This is a genomic window from Variovorax sp. OAS795 (assembly GCF_040546685.1).
Lineage (GTDB): Bacteria > Pseudomonadota > Gammaproteobacteria > Burkholderiales > Burkholderiaceae_C > Variovorax.
The window spans coordinates 1,853,628-1,870,003 of record NZ_JBEPOH010000001.1; the positions used below are offsets into that span (position 1 = coordinate 1,853,628).

General features: G+C 68.3%; 13 protein-coding genes and 1 pseudogene. All 14 read left to right on the forward strand.

Going from position 1 to position 16,376, the window contains the following annotated elements; genetic code table 11:
* Positions 1–2: 2 nt before the first annotated feature.
* A complete protein-coding gene (locus tag ABID97_RS08850; RefSeq protein WP_354398145.1) occupies positions 3–1,640 on the forward strand; it encodes an AMP-binding protein in 1,638 nt (545 codons plus the stop codon).
* Positions 1,637–2,809 (forward strand): thiolase family protein, encoded by a 1,173-nt coding sequence (locus tag ABID97_RS08855; protein WP_354398146.1) that lies wholly within the window; start codon positions 1,637–1,639, stop codon positions 2,807–2,809. The genes ABID97_RS08850 and ABID97_RS08855 overlap by 4 nt, the downstream gene beginning before the upstream one ends.
* Positions 2,806–4,059 (forward strand): SDR family NAD(P)-dependent oxidoreductase, encoded by a 1,254-nt coding sequence (locus ABID97_RS08860; RefSeq protein ID WP_354398147.1) that lies wholly within the window; start codon positions 2,806–2,808, stop codon positions 4,057–4,059. Before ABID97_RS08855 ends, ABID97_RS08860 begins: the two co-directional genes overlap by 4 nt.
* Before the next feature lie 16 nt (positions 4,060–4,075).
* A pseudogene (locus ABID97_RS08865) lies at positions 4,076–4,889 on the forward strand (cyclase family protein).
* Positions 4,886–5,617, forward strand: a complete 732-nt coding sequence (locus ABID97_RS08870; protein ID WP_354398148.1) for an SDR family oxidoreductase — start codon at positions 4,886–4,888, stop codon at positions 5,615–5,617. The pseudogene ABID97_RS08865 and the gene ABID97_RS08870 overlap by 4 nt, the downstream one beginning before the upstream one ends.
* A 46-nt stretch (positions 5,618–5,663) precedes the next feature.
* The gene (locus ABID97_RS08875) at positions 5,664–6,833 is read left to right on the forward strand and encodes an ABC transporter substrate-binding protein (protein WP_354398149.1); all 1,170 of its coding nucleotides are present in this window, start codon (positions 5,664–5,666) and stop codon (positions 6,831–6,833) included.
* A 1-nt stretch (position 6,834) separates the two neighbouring features.
* Entirely contained in the window at positions 6,835–7,977 is a 1,143-nt protein-coding gene (locus ABID97_RS08880; RefSeq protein WP_354398150.1) for an ABC transporter substrate-binding protein, read from the forward strand.
* A gap of 19 nt (positions 7,978–7,996) precedes the next feature.
* Positions 7,997–9,322 carry an aromatic ring-hydroxylating dioxygenase subunit alpha gene (locus tag ABID97_RS08885; protein WP_354398151.1) on the forward strand — a complete coding sequence of 442 codons (1,326 nt, stop codon included), beginning with the start codon at positions 7,997–7,999 and terminating at the stop codon, positions 9,320–9,322.
* The gene (locus tag ABID97_RS08890; protein ID WP_354398152.1) at positions 9,319–9,786 is read left to right on the forward strand and encodes an aromatic-ring-hydroxylating dioxygenase subunit beta; all 468 of its coding nucleotides are present in this window, start codon (positions 9,319–9,321) and stop codon (positions 9,784–9,786) included. Before ABID97_RS08885 ends, ABID97_RS08890 begins: the two co-directional genes overlap by 4 nt.
* 40 nt (positions 9,787–9,826) lie before the next feature.
* Positions 9,827–10,990 carry an ABC transporter substrate-binding protein gene (locus tag ABID97_RS08895; RefSeq protein WP_354398153.1) on the forward strand — a complete coding sequence of 388 codons (1,164 nt, stop codon included), beginning with the start codon at positions 9,827–9,829 and terminating at the stop codon, positions 10,988–10,990.
* A gap of 43 nt (positions 10,991–11,033) precedes the next feature.
* A complete protein-coding gene (locus ABID97_RS08900) occupies positions 11,034–12,089 on the forward strand; it encodes a branched-chain amino acid ABC transporter permease (protein ID WP_354398154.1) in 1,056 nt (351 codons plus the stop codon).
* On the forward strand, positions 12,086–13,885 hold the full coding sequence (locus ABID97_RS08905) for a branched-chain amino acid ABC transporter ATP-binding protein/permease (RefSeq protein ID WP_354398155.1): 1,800 nt from the start codon (positions 12,086–12,088) through the stop codon (positions 13,883–13,885). Before ABID97_RS08900 ends, ABID97_RS08905 begins: the two co-directional genes overlap by 4 nt.
* A gap of 82 nt (positions 13,886–13,967) precedes the next feature.
* Entirely contained in the window at positions 13,968–14,699 is a 732-nt protein-coding gene (locus ABID97_RS08910) for an ABC transporter ATP-binding protein (protein ID WP_354398156.1), read from the forward strand.
* Complete coding sequence (locus ABID97_RS08915; RefSeq protein ID WP_354398157.1) at positions 14,689–16,290, forward strand: ATP-dependent acyl-CoA ligase; 1,602 nt, start codon at positions 14,689–14,691, stop codon at positions 16,288–16,290. Before ABID97_RS08910 ends, ABID97_RS08915 begins: the two co-directional genes overlap by 11 nt.
* The last annotated feature ends 86 nt before the right edge of the window (positions 16,291–16,376 follow it).

Sequence of the window (16,376 nt, forward strand, 5' to 3'; positions counted from 1 at the left end):
CGATGCAACACTCCACCGTCCACCAGGTCTTCGCGGCCACCGCGTCGCGCACGCCCGAGGCCGAGTTCCTGTTCACCGAATCGGTCACCGCGGCCGCCTACGGCATCGCGGCTGGCGCCATCCGCTGGCGCGAGGCCGCGGCCGAGGTCGAACGCCTGCGCTCGGCCTATGCCGAGGCCGGCTACGGGCATGGGCACCGCGTCGGGCTGCTGCTGGAAAACCGGCCCGACTTTCTCTTCCACTGGTTCGCGCTCAATGCGCTGGGCGTGAGCGTGGTGCCCATCAATGCCGAGATGCGTTCGGCCGAGCTGGCGTATCTGATCGGCCACAGCGAGATCGGCCTGGCCGTGACGCTGCCCGAACGTGCGAACGACCTGCGTGCAGCAGCGCAGGAAGCCGGCGTGCCGTTCCAGGCGATGGGACCTGGCGATACGGTGCCGAGCGCCAAGACGCCCGCGCCACGCGCCCACGAGCCTGTGGGCGCCGACACCGAATGCGGCCTGCTCTACACCTCCGGCACCACCGGCCGCCCCAAGGGCTGCATCCTGGGCAACGCCTACTTCCTTCGTGCCGGCGAGTGGTATGCCGCGCTCGACGGTGTGTGCAGCATCCGCCGCGATGCCGAGCGCGTCATCACGCCGCTGCCGCTCAACCACATGAACGCGATGGCCTTCTCCACCATGGTGGTGCTGGTGGCGGGCGGCTGCCTGGTGCAGCTCGACCGCTTCCATCCGAAGACCTGGCTGGCCAGCGCGCGAGAGAGCGGCGCGACCATTGCGCACTACCTTGGCGTGATGCCCGCGATGCTGCTGTCGGCCCCCGCATCGCCGGCCGACCGCGACCATGCGATCCGCTGGGGCTTCGGCGCGGGTGTCGATCGCAAGAATCACGCACCGTTCGAGGAGCGCTTCGGCTTTCCGCTCGTCGAGGCCTGGGCCATGACCGAGACCGGCGCAGCCGCCTGCATCATGGCCAACCGCGAACCGCGCCTCGTGGGCACCAGCTGTTTCGGGCGGCAGGAAGACTTCGTGCAGATCCGCCTCGTGGCCGATGACGGCAGCGAGGCGGGCGCCGATGCCCCGGGCGAACTGCTCGTGCGCTCGGCGGGCGACGACCCGAAGCGCTATTTCTTCTCGGGCTACCTCAAGGACGAGGAAGCCACGCGCGAGGCCTGGGCCGGTGGCTGGTTCCACACCGGCGACCTGGTGCGGCGCGACGCGGGCGGCAATTTCTTCTTCGTCGATCGCAAGAAGAACGTGATCCGCCGCAGCGGCGAGAACATCTCGGCCGTGGAGGTCGAGAGCGTGCTCAACCAGCATCCGGCCGTGAAGGCCTCCGCCGTGGCCGCGACGCCGGACCCGGTGCGCGGCGACGAAGTGCTGGCCTGCATCGTGCTGCGCGAAGGCACAGAGGCATCGCAGCGCGAGCAGATGGCCGCCAGCATCGTGCAACACGCGCTTGCACAGCTCGCCTACTACAAGGCGCCGGGCTACGTGGCTTTCGTCGACGCGCTGCCGCTCACGCCGTCGCAGAAGATCCAGCGCGGGCAACTGCGCGACATGGCGCTGGCATTGCCGGGACAGGCCCATTGCATCGACACCCGGTCGATGAAGAAAAGACAACAGGTGGGGCAGGCATGACGAAGCAACGACTTTCCTACGAAGGCGTTGCGGTCGCAGTGCCTGTCACCGTGCCTTACGTGCGCTACTCCACGCGCACCGCGCACTGGTTCATCGGCCAGGCCATCGAGGCGCTGGTCCAGGCCAGCGGCGTCGCCAAGGAGCAGATCGATGGCCTGTGCCTCAGCAGCTTCTCGCTTGCGCCCGACACGGCCGTGGGCGTGACGCAGCACCTGGGCCTGTCGCCGCGCTGGCTCGACCACGTGCCCACCGGCGGCGCCTCCGGTGTGATGTGCCTTCGCCGCGCCGCACGCGCCGTGCAGGCGGGCGATGCCGACATCGTGGCTTGCGTGGGTGCGGATACCAACCACGTCGATTCCTTCCGCCAGACGCTCGGCAGCTTCAGCAACTTTGCGCGCGATGCGAGCTACCCCTATGGCTCGGGCGGACCCAACTCGATCTTCGCCTTCATCACCGCCAACTACATGCGCACCTATGGCGCCAAGCGCGAAGACTTCGGGCGCATCTGCGTCGACCAGCGAACCAACGCGCTCGGCAATGCGAACGCGATGTTCAAGAAGCCGCTGACGCTCGAGGAGTACATGGCCGCGCGGCCGATCTCGGACCCGATCCACCTGTTCGATTGCGTGATGCCCTGCGCGGGTGCCGATGCGTTCCTGGTGATGAGCGAGGAGCGCGCGCGCGACCTGGGCCTGGCGCACGCCGTGATCCGCGGCGCCATCGAACGCCACAACGCCTATGCCGAGGATCCGGTGATGGTGCAGGGCGGCTGGCGCAAGGACCGCGACGACCTCTATGCGCAGGCCGGCGTGCAGCCTTCCGCGCTCGACTTCGTGCAGACCTACGACGACTACCCGGTGATCGTGATGATGCAGTTCGAAGACCTGGGCTTCTGCGAAAAGGGCGAAGGCTCGGCCTTCGTGCAGTCGCACACCATGACCTTCGACGGCAGCTTTCCGAACAACACCAGCGGCGGACAGCTGTCCGCAGGACAGGCCGGTGCCGCAGGCGGCTTCCTCGGCATGGTCGAGGCCATTCGGCAGTTGACGGACCAGGCCGAAAAGCGTGCAGTGCCCGACGCGCAGCTCGGCCTCGTCGCCGGTTTCGGGATGGTCACTTACGACCGCTGCCTCTGTACAGGCGCGGTCATCTTGGGGAGACCGGCATGACCATGCCCCTGATGCGCCCCCCGCGCAAGAACCCGGTGCTGCGCACCCGGCAGATGAACCTGCCGCCCGGCGCGCGTGGACGCGTGGCGCTGGGCCTCACGGCCGCTGCCGCCGAAGGCCGCTTCGAGCTGCAGGCCTGCGACAACTGCGGCACCGTGCAGTACCCGCCGCGCGAGGTCTGCCACAAGTGCCTCTCCGCCGCATTGCGCTGGCGCCGGCAGAGCGGCGAGGGCGAGCTGCTGGGCAGCACCACGCTGCACCACAGCAACGACCTGTTCTTTCGCGAGCGGCTGCCCTGGCGCCTGGGACTGGTGCACCTGGATGCCGGGCCCACGCTCATGGTCCACCTGCATGGCGAGGTCGGCAATGCACCGCAGCGCGTGCGCGTCGGTGCCCGGCTCGACCGTGCGGGGCAGGCCGTCCTCATTGGTTTTCCGAACGAAGGGAGTGCCCATATGGCCGACGACAAGATGCTCCGTGAAATGACCAGCGACCCCAAGTTCCGCAAGGCGCTGGTGACCGACGGCAAGACCGAAGTGGGCCAGGCCCTGGTGCGTGCGCTGGTGAAGGCCGGCGCCGACATCGTCTGGGTCGGCCACGCCGAGCCCTGGAAGAAGCTCGGCGACGGGCTGGACGACATCTCGGCGCTGCCGCAGGTCACGCTGGTGCCGCTCGACCTGACCAATGGCCGCCAGGTGACCGAGCTGGCGGGCTCCATCAGTGGCAAGGTCGACATCGTGATCAACAACGCCGAGGTGCACCGCACCTTCGGCATCGGTTCGCGCCGCGGCACCGACGTGGCCAAGGCCGAGATGGACATCAACTACTTCGGCCTGCTGCGCCTCGCGCAGGAGTTCGGCCCGGCGCTCAAGGGCCGCTCGGCCGATGGCGCGACGGGCGCCACGGCCTGGGTCAACCTGCTGTCGATCTATGCGCTCAGCAACTTTCCGCCGCACGGCACCTTCAGTGCCTCGAAGGCGGCGGCGCATTCGCTCGCCCAGTGTCTCCGCGCCGAAATGCGGCCCGCGGGCATCCGCGTGATCAACGTGTTTCCGGGCCCCATCGACGACGAATGGAACCAGCACACGCCGCCGCCCAAGCTGGCGCCCACCGCGTTGGCGAACGCCATCGTCAAGGCGCTGCGCGATGGCGTCGAGGACGTGTACCCCGGCGACGTGGCGCAGGAATGGCTGGAGCGTTGGCGCGAAAACCCCAAGGTGCTCGAACGCGAACTGGCCGCAGGCGGCTGAGAACAGGAGCCATACGATGACGACAACCACCGAACTGATGTCCACCGCCGAAATCCTCGGCGGCCTGGTGACCGCGATGGCCAGCGGCCGCATCCGCGTGATCGACCTCACGCAGACGCTGACGCCCGAGTTTCCGCAGATCGCATTGCCGCCCGAGATGGGCCAGTGCTGGCCCTTCCGCATCGAGGAAGTCTCGAAGTACGACGAACGCGGGCCGGCCTGGTACTGGAACAACTTTTCCTGCGGCGAGCACACGGGCACGCACTTCGACGCGCCGATCCACTGGATCTCCGGACGCGACCTGCCGAACAACTCGGTCGACACGATCCCGGGTGCAGCACTTCGTGGCACCGGCCTGCGTGATCGACTGCTCGGCCGACGTGCAGGCCAACGACGACTACCTGCTGAGCGTGGCCGACATCGAGCGCTACGAGGCTGCGCATGGCCGCATCCCGAAGGGCGCCTGGGTGCTGATGCGCACCGACTGGTCCAAGCGCAGCGATCCGGCGGCGTACCAGAACTTCGACGAGACCGGCCAGCACACGCCGGGCCCGAGCACCGAGGCCGTGCGCTTCCTGGTGGAGCAGCGCGACGTGCTGGGCTTCGGCTCCGAAGCCATCGGCACCGATGCGGGGCAGGGCTATCACCTGCGCCCGCCGTACCCCTGCCACTACTACATGCACGGTGCGGGCCGCTATGGACTGCAGTGCCTGAGCAACCTCGACCTGCTGCCGCCGTCGGGTGCGGTGCTGATCTGCCCGCCGCTCAAGATCGAGAAGGGCAGCGGGAGTCCGCTGCGTGTGCTGGCCCTGGTGGGAGCTTCGCTGTGAGCGATACGCCCAAAGTCGCAGCCGTCACCGGCGGCAGCGCCGGCATCGGCAAGGCGATCTGCGAAGACCTGCTCGCCCAGGGCTACGAGGTGGTCTCGCTCGCACGCCGCAAGGCTGAGATCGATCATCCGAAGCTGCACAGCATCGAGGTCGACCTGAGCGACCGCGCGGCCACCGGCGAAGCGATGCGCGAACTGGTCGGGCGCTTTGCGCCGACCACCATCGTCCACAACGCGGGCGTGATCCGCGCCGCGCTGCTGCCTGAAGTGAAGCTCGACGACCTCGATGCGCTGGTCGACCTGCACCTGGGTTGCGCGATCCAGCTCGTGCAGGCCGCATTGCCAGCGATGCGCGCACAGCGCTTCGGCCGCGTGGTGCTGCTGTCGTCGCGCGCCGCGCTGGGGCTTGCCACGCGCACCAGCTACTCCGCGACCAAGGCCGGCATGCTGGGCATGGCGCGCACCTGGGCGCTCGAGCTCGCGGCGGATGGCATCACGGTGAACGTGGTGGCACCCGGCCCCATTCGCACCGACATGTTCTACGACGTGGTCGAGGCCGGCAGCGAGAAGGAACGCGCGCTCGCGGTCTCCGTGCCGGTCAAGCGCCTCGGTGAATCGGCCGACGTGGCGCGCGCGGTGCGCTTCTTTGCCGACCCGTCCAGCAGCTTCATCACCGGACAGGTCCTCTACGTCTGCGGCGGCACCAGCGTCGGCAGCCTCGCTCTCTAGCCATTCAGCGTTCGTTTCGTTCATCCCTTACTTCTGGAGCATCGCCATGAAAGTCCTCAACCGAATCCGTGCCCTTGCAGGCATTGCCATGGGCCTGGGCGCGCTGGGCGCCGCGGGCGTCTCGTGGGCGGCCGATCTCAAGGTCGGTTTCATCACGTCGCTGTCGGGCCCGGTGTCGTCGCTCGGCATTCCCTACGAGAAGGGCATGAAGGCAGCCATCGCGTACAAGTCGGAAGTGGGCGGGCGCAAGATCCAGCTGGTGCAGCTGGACGATGCGTCGGACCCTTCGACCGCCGCGCGCAACGCCCGCAAGATGATCGACGAGGACAAGGTCGACGTCATCATCGGCACGGCAGGATCGCCTGGCGCGCTGGCCATTGCCGGCGTGGCGCGCGAAACCAAGACGCCGCTGATTTCCATCGCCAACGCCAACCTGCCGGGCGAAGAGGGTGCGTGGATGGTCACGCTGCCGCAGCCGGCGCCGCTGATGGTGAGCGCGGTGGTCGATCGCATGAAGAAGTCGGGCGTCAAGACGGTCGGCTACATCGGCTTCTCCGATGCCTGGGGCGACCTGGTGTACGACGCGCTGCAAAAGAGCGCGGAGCCCGCGGGTATCAAGATCGTCTCGAACGAACGCTACGCGCGCGCCGATTCGTCGGTGACGGGCCAGGTGCTGAAGATCGTGGCGCTGCGCCCCGATGCGGTGATCACCGGCACCTCGGGCACGCCCGGCGCGCTGCCCTACCTGGCGCTTGCGGAGCGCGGCTACAAGGGCCAGATCTACGGCATGCATGCGCTCATCAACCCGGACTTCGTGCGCGTGGGCGGAGCCTCGGTCGAAGGCCTGCTCGCCCCCACCGGCCCGGTGATCGTGGCCGAGCAGCTGCCCAACGAGAACCCGATCCGCAAGGTGTCGATGGACTTCCGCGCGGCCTACCAGAAGGCCAACGGCGCACCGCCGACCGATGCCTTCTCTGCCTACAGCTTCGACGCGTGGCTCCTGTACCTGGACGCGGCACAGCGCGCGCTGGCCACCAAGGCCGAGCCCGGCACACCGCAGTTCCGCCTGGCGCTGCGCGACGCGATCGTGAGCACCAAGGAGCTCGTGGGCACGCACAGCGTCTACAACTTCAAGCCGACCGATCGGTACGGGTCGGACGAGCGTTCGCGCGTGGTCGTGAAGCTTGAAAAAGGCCAATGGAAGCTGGTTCCCTGACATGAAAAATCTCACTCGCATCCTGGGCGCGACAGCCGTCGCACTGGCTGCCGCCCAAGCCATGGCGGCCGATCTGAAGATCGGCTTCATCAGCTCGCTCTCCGGGCCGGTGGCCGCTCTCGGCGTGCCGTACGAGAAGGGCATTCGCGCGGCCATTGCCGAGCATCCGGAGATCGGCGGCCGCAAAGTGCAGCTGATCGTGCTCGACGACGCGTCGGATCCCACCACCGCGGGGCGCAATGCGCGCAAGCTGGTGACCGAAGACAAGGTCGACGTGCTCATCGGTACGTCTGGCGTGCCGGGCGCGATGGCCATTGCCTCGGTGGCGCGCGAACTCAACACGCCGCTGATCTCGCCGACGCCGGTCACCATCCCGGGCCCCGAAGGGGCATGGACGGTGACGGTGTCGCAGCCGTTCCCGTTGATGGTCGCGGGCGTGGTCGACCGCATGCAGAAGTCGGGCGTGAAGACGGTGGCCTTCATCGGCTTCTCGGACGCGCTGGGCGACCTGGCCTACGACTCGCTGGTGAAGAGCGCCGACAAGGCGGGCATCACGGTGGTGGCCAACGAGCGCTATGCGCGCAGCGACTCCTCGGTGGCCGGGCAGGTGCTGAAGATCGTCGCCAGCCGCCCCGACGCGGTGTTTGCCGGCAACTCCGGCACGCCGGGCGCGCTGCCCTATATCGCGCTGGCGGAACGTGGCTACAAGGGCAGGATCTACGGCACGCACGGGCTCATCAATGCCGACTTCGTGCGCGTGGGCGGTGCGTCCATCGAAGGCCTCCAGGTGCCCAGCGGCCCGGTGCTGGTGGCCGACCAGCTGCCCGACAGCAACCCGATCAAGAAGGTGTCGATGGCCTTCCGCAACGCCTACCAGAAGGTGAACGGTGCGGTGCCGACGGATGCCTTCTCGTCCTACACCTACGACGCCTACCTGCTGCTGGCCGATGCCGCTTCGCGCGCCAAGGGCGAGCCGGGCACGCCGCAGTACCGCACCGCGCTGCGCGACGCCATCGTGGCCACCCGCGAGCTGGTGGGCACGCACGGCATCTACACCTTCAAGCCCGACGACCGCTACGGGTCCGACCAGCGCGGCGTGGTGATCGTGCAGATGACCAAGGGCAAGTGGAAGCTGGTGCCCTGAAAAGAGCCAGAGCCAGAAGATGACCAGCTACCGCCACCATCCGGACCGGATCGCCGCCCTGGTGCAGGAAGACCGCGTGCACCGCGACCTGTACCTCTCGGACGAGATCTTCGCGCTCGAACAGGAGCGCCTGTTCGCGAACACCTGGGTGTTTCTCGGCCATGCGAGCCAAGTGCCGGAGGCGGGCGACTTCGTGGCGCAGGACATCGCGGGCCGGCCTTTGCTCATGGTGCGGCAGCCCGATGGCGCGGTGCATGTGCTCTACAACCGCTGTGCCCACAAGGGCACGCAACTGGTGACCGACGAGTGCGGCAACACCGGCCGCTTCTTCCGCTGCCCGTACCACGCCTGGACCTACAAGCTCGACGGCGCGCCGCTCGGGCTGCCGCTGAAGAACGGCTACGAGGGCACGCGGCTCAAGGCCTGCGAGTCGGGGCAGGGGCTGTCGGTGGTGAAGCATGTGAAGGTGTACCGCGACTTCGTGTTCGTGCGGCTCTCCGACACCGGCCCTTCGTTCGAGGACTACTTCGGCGAGGTGCTCGGGGCCATCGACAACATGGTCGACCGTTCGCCCGAGGGCAAGCTGGCCGTGGGCGGCGGCGTGTTGCGCAACATCGTCCACTGCAACTGGAAGATGTACCTCGAGAACATCAACGACACGGTGCATCCGATGTCGACGCACGAGTCCGCCACCAAGGCGGCCGAGGCGCTGTGGGACGGCCATGCGCCGACCGATCCCAAGCCGATGGCGATGGAGCAGATCCTGCCCTTCGGCTCGAGCTATGAATTCTTCGACAAGATGGGCGGGCGGGTGTTCGCCAACGGCCACAGCGTGCTGGGCGTCAACTTCAGCATCCACTCCAACTATGCGCAGCTGCCCGACTACGAGGCCGCGATGCGCGCCGCGCACGGCGAAGAGCGCGCGGCCGAGATCCTGCAGCGCTCGCCGCAGAACTCGGTGCTGTATCCGAGCCTGTCGGTGAAGGGCTCTCCGCAGGCCATCCGCGTGATCCGGCCGCTGGCCGCGAACCGCACGCTCATCGAGGCCTGGAGCTTTCGCGCGGCGGGCGCGCCCGAACTGCTGTTCGAGCGCGCGATGAGCTACAACCGGCTGGTGTTCTCGCCGATGTCGGTGGTCGCGCACGACGACGTCCACCTGTTCGAGAGCATCCAGCAGGGCCTGCGGGCCGGCGGCAACCAATGGGTCAGCCTGCACCGCAACTACGACCCGGCCGAATGCGCGCAGGAGACCGTGACCACCAACGGCACCAACGAACTGCTCATGCGCAACCAGTTCCGCGCCTGGGCCAAGGCGATGGCGGTGGGCGTGGAGGCCGCGCCATGAACGCCGACCCGCGCGATTTTGCAGCACACGAGGCGGCGCTGCTCGACGAGCGGCGTTACGACGACTGGCTGGCGCTGTTCGCCGAAGACGGCCACTACTGGGTGCCGCTGCTCGGCGCGGCGCAGGCCGATCCCTTTTCGCACAACTCGCTGGCCTACGAAGACCGCTTGCTGCTCCAGCTGCGGGTCGATCGGCTGAAGAATCCGCGCGCGCATTCGCAGCACCCGGCCAGCCACAGCCAGCATGTGCTGCAGCCTTCGCGCATCGAGCACCAGTCCGATGGCGAAGCGCGCTTGCGCACCCCCTTCATCTACATCGAGTCGCGCGGCGGAAGCCAGGTCTTGCTGACCGGCACCGCGCGCCACCACCTGGTGCGCACGCCCGCGGGCTGGGCCATTCGCGAGAAGCGCATCGACCTGCTCGAGGCTCCCCGCGCGTTGCCGGCGATCCAGTTGTTCATCTGAGTTTCCCGTTCCTTTCATCCTTCCTCACTGGAGCTACGACATGAAGAGCCTGATGCAGACCTTGACGCGCGGTGCCCTTGCCGCGGCGCTGACCGCCTGTGGTGTTGCGAGCGCGTTCGCGGCCGACCTGAAGGTCGGCCTGAGCGTGTCGCTCTCGGGGCCCAACTCCTCGCTGGGCGTGCCCTATGCCAAGGGCATGCAGGCCGCGCTCGCCTACAAGCCCGAGATCGACGGCCGCAAGGTGCAGCTCATCGTGCTGGACGACGGCTCCGACCCGACCACCGCCGGGCGCAATGCGCGCAAGCTCATCGAGGAAGACAAGGTCGACGTGCTCATGGGCACCTCGGGCGTGCCCGCCGCCATTGCCATGGCGCAGGTGGGCAAGGAGGCCAAGGTGCCGATGATCGGGCTCACGCCCATCCTGCTCGATCCGGCCGAGAACCCATGGGTCATGACGGTGGCGCAGCCCACGCAGCTCATGATCGATGCGGTCGTCGAGCGCATGAAGCGCAACAACGTGAAGACCGTCGGCTACATCGGCTTCACCGATGCCTGGGGCGACCTGGTCTACAACGCGCTCATGAAGGCCGCGCCCGAGGCCGGCATCAAGGTGGTGAGCAACGAGCGCTATGCGCGGGCCGATGCCTCGGTGACCGGGCAGGTGCTGAAGATCGTGGCCCTGCGGCCCGACGCGGTGATGACCGGCGGCGCCGGCACCCCGGGCGCATTGCCGTTTCTCGCGCTGCAGGAGCGCGGCTACAAGGGTGGGGTGTATGGCCAGCACGGGCTGATCAACCCCGACTTCGTGCGCGTGGTGAGCGCTTCGGGACAGAACGCGCTGATGCCCACGGGGCCGGTGATCGTCGCCGAGCAGCTGCCGGACAACTACCCGACCAAGAAGATCGCGACCGACTTCCGCGCGGTGTTCCAGAAGGTCAACAACGCGCCGACCAGCGATGCCTTCTCGGCCTACTCCTTCGATGGCTGGCTGGTGTTTGCCGATGCCGCGTCGCGCGCGATGAAGAAGGCCGAGCCGGGTACGGCGGAATTCCGCGTGGCATTGCGCGACGCCATCTTCAGCACCAAGGAGGTGGTGGGCACGCACGGCGTCTACAGCTTCAAGCCCGGCAGCCTCTATGGCGTGGACGAACGGGCCCGCGTGATCGTCAAGCTCGACAACGGCCAATGGAAGCTCGCACCTTGAACCGCTTCATGCCGACGACAACGACTCCGCCAGAGGCTTTTCTATGACATGGGACGTGGCGCTGATTCTCGTCACCGATGGCCTTGCCAACGGTGCCGTCTATCTGCTGGCCGGCCTCGGGCTGGTGTTGATCTTTTCCGTCACCCGGGTGGTGTTCGTCCCGTTCGGCGACATCGCGGCCTTCGCGGCCCTGTCGCTGGCGGCCTTCGAAACCGGCCGCGTGCCCGCGACCATCGGCATGGTGGCGGTGCTCGCCGCACTGGCGTTGGCCACGGAGGTCGGCAGCCTGCTGCGGCGCGGTGAAGCCTCCCGCATTCCCAAGGCGGTGCTCATGTGGGGCGTGCTGCCCGCGATTCCGTGCCTGCTTGCGTGGCTTGCGGCGCGGCCGGGTGTGCCGGTGGCGGTGCACATTGCGGTGGCCGTGCTGCTGGTGGTGCCCATTGCGCCGCTGCTCGCGCGGGTGGTGTTCCAGCCGATCGCCGATGCCTCGGTGCTGGTGCTGCTGATCGTGTCCCTCGCACTGCACTTTCTCCTGTCGGGCCTCGGCCTGCTGTTCTTCGGGCCCGAGGGCTCGCGCACCACGCCGCTCACGAGCGCCGTGTTCACGCTGGGCGACGGCTTCACGGTCAGCGGCCAGGTGGTGCTGATGGTGGGGGCGGCCATCGTGCTGAGCGGGCTCTTCTTCCTGGTGTTCGAGCGCACGGTGGCGGGCAAGGCGCTGCGCGCCACGGCGGTGAACCGCATCGGTGCGCGGCTGGTCGGCATCCGGCCGGTGCGCACGGCACTGCTGGCGTATGGCTGTGCCTCGCTGCTGGCCGGACTGATCGGCGTGCTGATCGCGCCGGTGACGACCATGTACTACGACTCGGGCTTCATCATCGGACTGAAGGCCTTCGTGGCCGCCATCATCGGCGGGCTCGTGAGCTACCCGATGACGGCGTTGGGCGCGCTGGCGGTCGGCGTGGTCGAGAGCTTCGCCTCGTTCTGGAGCGGCGCGCTGAAGGACGTGATCGTATTCAGCCTGCTGATCCCCGTGCTCATGCTGCGCTCCTTTCTTGCGGCCCACGCCGAAGAGGAAGAAGACGAGGTGGACCAATGAACGACAACAACAACATCGATCGCAAGCGCATGGCCTGGATTGCCGCCGTGGTCGCCGTGCTGGCGCTGGTGCCGGCCGTGGCGGGCAGCTTCACGGTCTCGCTGCTCAACGACATCGGCATCGGCGCGCTGGTGGCGCTCGGGCTGGTGCTGCTCACCGGCGTGGGCGGCGCCACCTCGTTCGGCCAGGCCGCGTTCGTGGGCATTGCGGCCTACGCCACGGCATGGCTCACCACCACGCAGGGCATGTCGCCATGGATCGGGCTGCTGTTCGCGCTGCTGCTCACGGGCCTGTCGGCACTGGCCATCGGCATGCTCACGCTGCGGCTGGGCGGGCACTTCCTGCCGCTCAGCACCATCGCGTGGGGGCTGTCGATCGCCATGCTGTTCGGCAACGTCGACGCGCTCGGGCGGCACACGGGCCTGTCGAACATTCCGGCGCTGCGCATCGCGGGTTGGTCGCTGGCCGATCCGCGTTCGATGTACTACCTGATCTGGGCGGTGGTCGGGCTGGCCTGCCTGTTCAGCCACAACCTGCTGCAATCGCGGCCGGGCCGGGCAATCCGCGGGCTGCGCGGCGGTGCCACGCTGCTGGCCAGCGTCGGTGCCGACGCTTACCGCGTGCGGCTCACGCTGTTCGTCACGGCCGCGCTCTTCGCGGGGCTCGCGGGCTGGCTCTATGCGCACATGAACCGGTTCGTGAGCCCCTCGCCGTTCGATGTGCGCGCGAGCATCGAGTACCTGCTGATGGCGGTGGCCGGCGGGCTGGGGCAGCTGGCGGGCGCGCTGGTGGGTGCGGCGCTGGTTCTGGTGCTGAAGAACGGACTGCAAGACGTGCTGCCGATGCTCACGCAGCGCGCGGGGCAGCTGGAGGCCGTGGCTTTTGCGGCGCTCTTCATCCTCCTGCTGCACTTTGCGCGCGGCGGGCTCATGGGCCTGCTGCGCCGTTGGACGCGCCGCCGTGCCGGCGTGCCGGGCGCATCGCGCTACCAGCCGCCTGCGGTCGATCCGCTGCCGCATCGCCAGCTGCCGGAGCGCGGCACGCAGGTGCTGTCGGTGAAGGGTGCGGTCAAGCGCTTCGGCGGCCTGGTGGCGGTCAACGACGTGAGCTTCGAGGTCAACGCGGGCGAGATCGTCGGGCTGATCGGGCCCAACGGCGCGGGCAAGTCGACCATGTTCAACCTGCTGACCTGCACGCTGCCGATGACCTCGGGGCAGGTGCGATTCCTGGCGCACGACATCGCCGGCATGCCGCAGCGGCAGGTCGCGCGGCTCGGGCTGGCGCGCACTTTCCAGCACGTGAAGCTGCGCCCGCACATGAGCCTGCTGGACAACGTGGCGCTGGGTGCGCACTCGCGCACGCGCTCGGGCATCCTCAAGGCGGGCCTGCGGCTCGACCGCACGGAAGAAAGGCAGATCCTGCAGGAGGCGCAGCGGCAGCTGGACCGCATCGGCCTGGGCGACCGCGCGCACGAACTCGCGGGCAGCCTGCCGCTGGGGACGCAGCGCATTCTCGAGATTGCGCGCGCGCTGGCCGCCGACCCGGTGCTGCTGGTGCTCGACGAACCCGCGGCGGGCCTGCGCCGCAAGGAAAAGATGGCGCTCGGCGACCTGCTGCGCAAGCTGCGCGAGGAGGGCGTGACCATCCTCATCGTCGAACATGACATGGACTTCGTGATGAAACTGGTGGACCGGCTGGTGGTGATGAACTTCGGCTCCAAGCTCGTGGAGGGCGCGCCCGCAGCGGTGCGTGCCGACGAGCGCGTGCAGGCGGCCTACCTGGGGAGCGTTGTATGAGCGCCGCACGGCCGCCCGAAGGCGCGGGCCCCCTTCAGGGGGTGCGCGAAGTACACGAAGTGACAAGCCTGGGGGTGACGAAATGACCGCGATGCTGGAGATCGGCGACCTGCATGTGTCCTATGGGCAGGTCGAGGCCGTGCGCGGCGTGTCGCTCGAACTGCAGCCGGGCCAGATCATCTCGGTGATCGGGCCCAACGGCGCGGGCAAGACGACGCTGCTCGCGGCGGCCATGGGCCTCCTGCCTTGCAAAGGCCAGCTCCGCTTCGAGGGCGAGGACCTTCAAGGGCTCGACGTCGAGGCGCGCGTGGAGCGCGGCCTGTGCCTCGTGCCCGAGAAGCGCGAGCTGTTCGGCGAGCTCACGGTGCTCGACAACCTGCAGCTCGGTGCCTATGCCAAGCGGCTGCGCAGCGATGCGATGAAGCGGCAGCTGCAATCGGTGTACGACCGCTTTCCGCGCCTCGCCGAGCGCCGCTCGCAGCGTGCCGACACGCTCTCGGGCGGCGAGCGGCAGATGCTTGCGGTGGGCCGCGCGCTCATGTCCGCGCCGCGCCTCTTGATGCTCGACGAGCCGAGCCTCGGCCTGGCGCCGCTCATCGTGCGCGACATTCTTTCGATCGTGCGCAAGCTGCGCGACGATGGTGTGTCGATCCTGCTGGTGGAGCAGAACGCACGCGCCGCGCTCGAAACGTCGGACCACGGCTACGTGCTCGAAACCGGCGAGATCGCGCTCTCGGGCGCTTCGGGCGAACTCGCGAACGATCCGCGTGTGCAGGCCACCTACCTCGGCGGGGGCACGCACGATGACGAGTAGCCCGCGCACCGTTGCGGCCGCCGAGCGCACCTTGCCCGACATGCTGCGGCGGCAGGCGGCGCTGTTCGGCTCGCGCCCGCTGCTGCGCGTTGCGGGCCGGCGCTGGTCGCATGCCGATGCGGCTGAAGCCGCGGGCGTGCGCGCCGGCGCGCTGGCCCAGGCCGGCGTGCGGCGCGGCGACCGCATCGCCGTGATGTGCGGCAATCGCATCGAGTTTCTCGAAACCTTTTTGGGTGCGGGTTGGCTTGGCGCTGCCACGGTGCCGGTCAACACCGCGTCCATGGGGCCCCAGATCGGCTACTTCCTCGCGCACAGCGAGGCCAGGCTACTGGTGATCGAAGCGGGCTTTCTGGGCCGCCTGCAGACGACGGAGCTCGCGCAGACGAAGCTCGAAGAGATCTGGGTCATCGGCGATGAGCCTGCCGCATGGCAGCCGCCAGCCGGTGTGCGCATGCGCGCCTATCCACCGGGCGGAGCAGCCATTGCGTCCGCTCGGGTTCAGCCCGGCGACCCGCTCGCGATCCTGTACACCTCCGGGACCACCGGCCCGGCCAAGGGCGTGATCTGCCCGCATGCGCAGTATTTCTGGTGGGGCGTGAACAGCGCGGAGGTGCTGGGCGTGGGCGCGGACGACGTGCTGTGCACCACCTTGCCGCTGTTCCACATCAACGCGCTCAACACCTTTGCGCAGGCCTCGCTCATGGGTGCCGAGGTGGTCTTCGAAACGCGTTTCTCGGCTTCGGGCTTCTGGCCTTCGATGCATGCGAACGGCGCCACCGTGGTCTATCTGCTGGGCGCCATGGTGCCGATCCTGCTTGCGCAGCCCGCGGGCGAGGCGGAGCGCAATCACCGCGTGCGCACCGGGCTCGGCCCTGGCGTGCCGGAGGCTGCGGGCAGGGCGTTCTTCGAACGCACCGGCGTCCGCCTGCTCGAAGGCTACGGCTCCACCGAAACCAACTTTGCGATTGCCACCGCGCCCCATTCGCCGCGTGGCGGCGTCATGGGATGGCTTCGGCCCGGATTCCAGGCGCGCGTGGCCGACGACAGCGACGTGGCGCTGCCCGCCGGAGAGGCCGGCGAGCTGCTGCTGCGCGCCGACGAGCCTCATGCCTTTGCGAGCGGTTACTTCAACATGCCCGACAAGACGGTCGAGGCCTGGCGCAACCTCTGGTTCCACACCGGCGATCGCGTGGTGCGCGACGCCGACGGCGCCTTTCGCTTTGTCGACCGCATCAAGGATGCGATCCGCCGGCGCGGCGAAAACATCTCCTCTTTCGAAGTCGAGCAGGTACTGCTGAGCCACCCCGGCGTCGCGTCGTGCGCGGTGTACCCGGTGCAATCCGAGCTGGCCGAAGACGAGGTGATGGCCGCGCTGGTGCCGCGCGATGGCGAGCGCATCGACCCCGCCGAGCTGGTTCGATTCTGCGAAGGCCGGCTGCCTTACTTTGCCGTGCCGCGATACATCGACGTGCTGCAAGACCTGCCGCGCACCGAGAACGGCAAGGTCCAGAAGTTCAAGCTGCGCGAGCGCGGGGTCGGCACGCAGACCTGGGACCGCGGGCCCGCCGCTCGTTCGCCGGCCAAGGCATGAGTTCGTCCGCACGCTTGCAGCGCGTTCGCCGGTCGACGAGGCGATAGGTCACAATCGCTAAAATCGTTCAGAACTAAACATTTCAG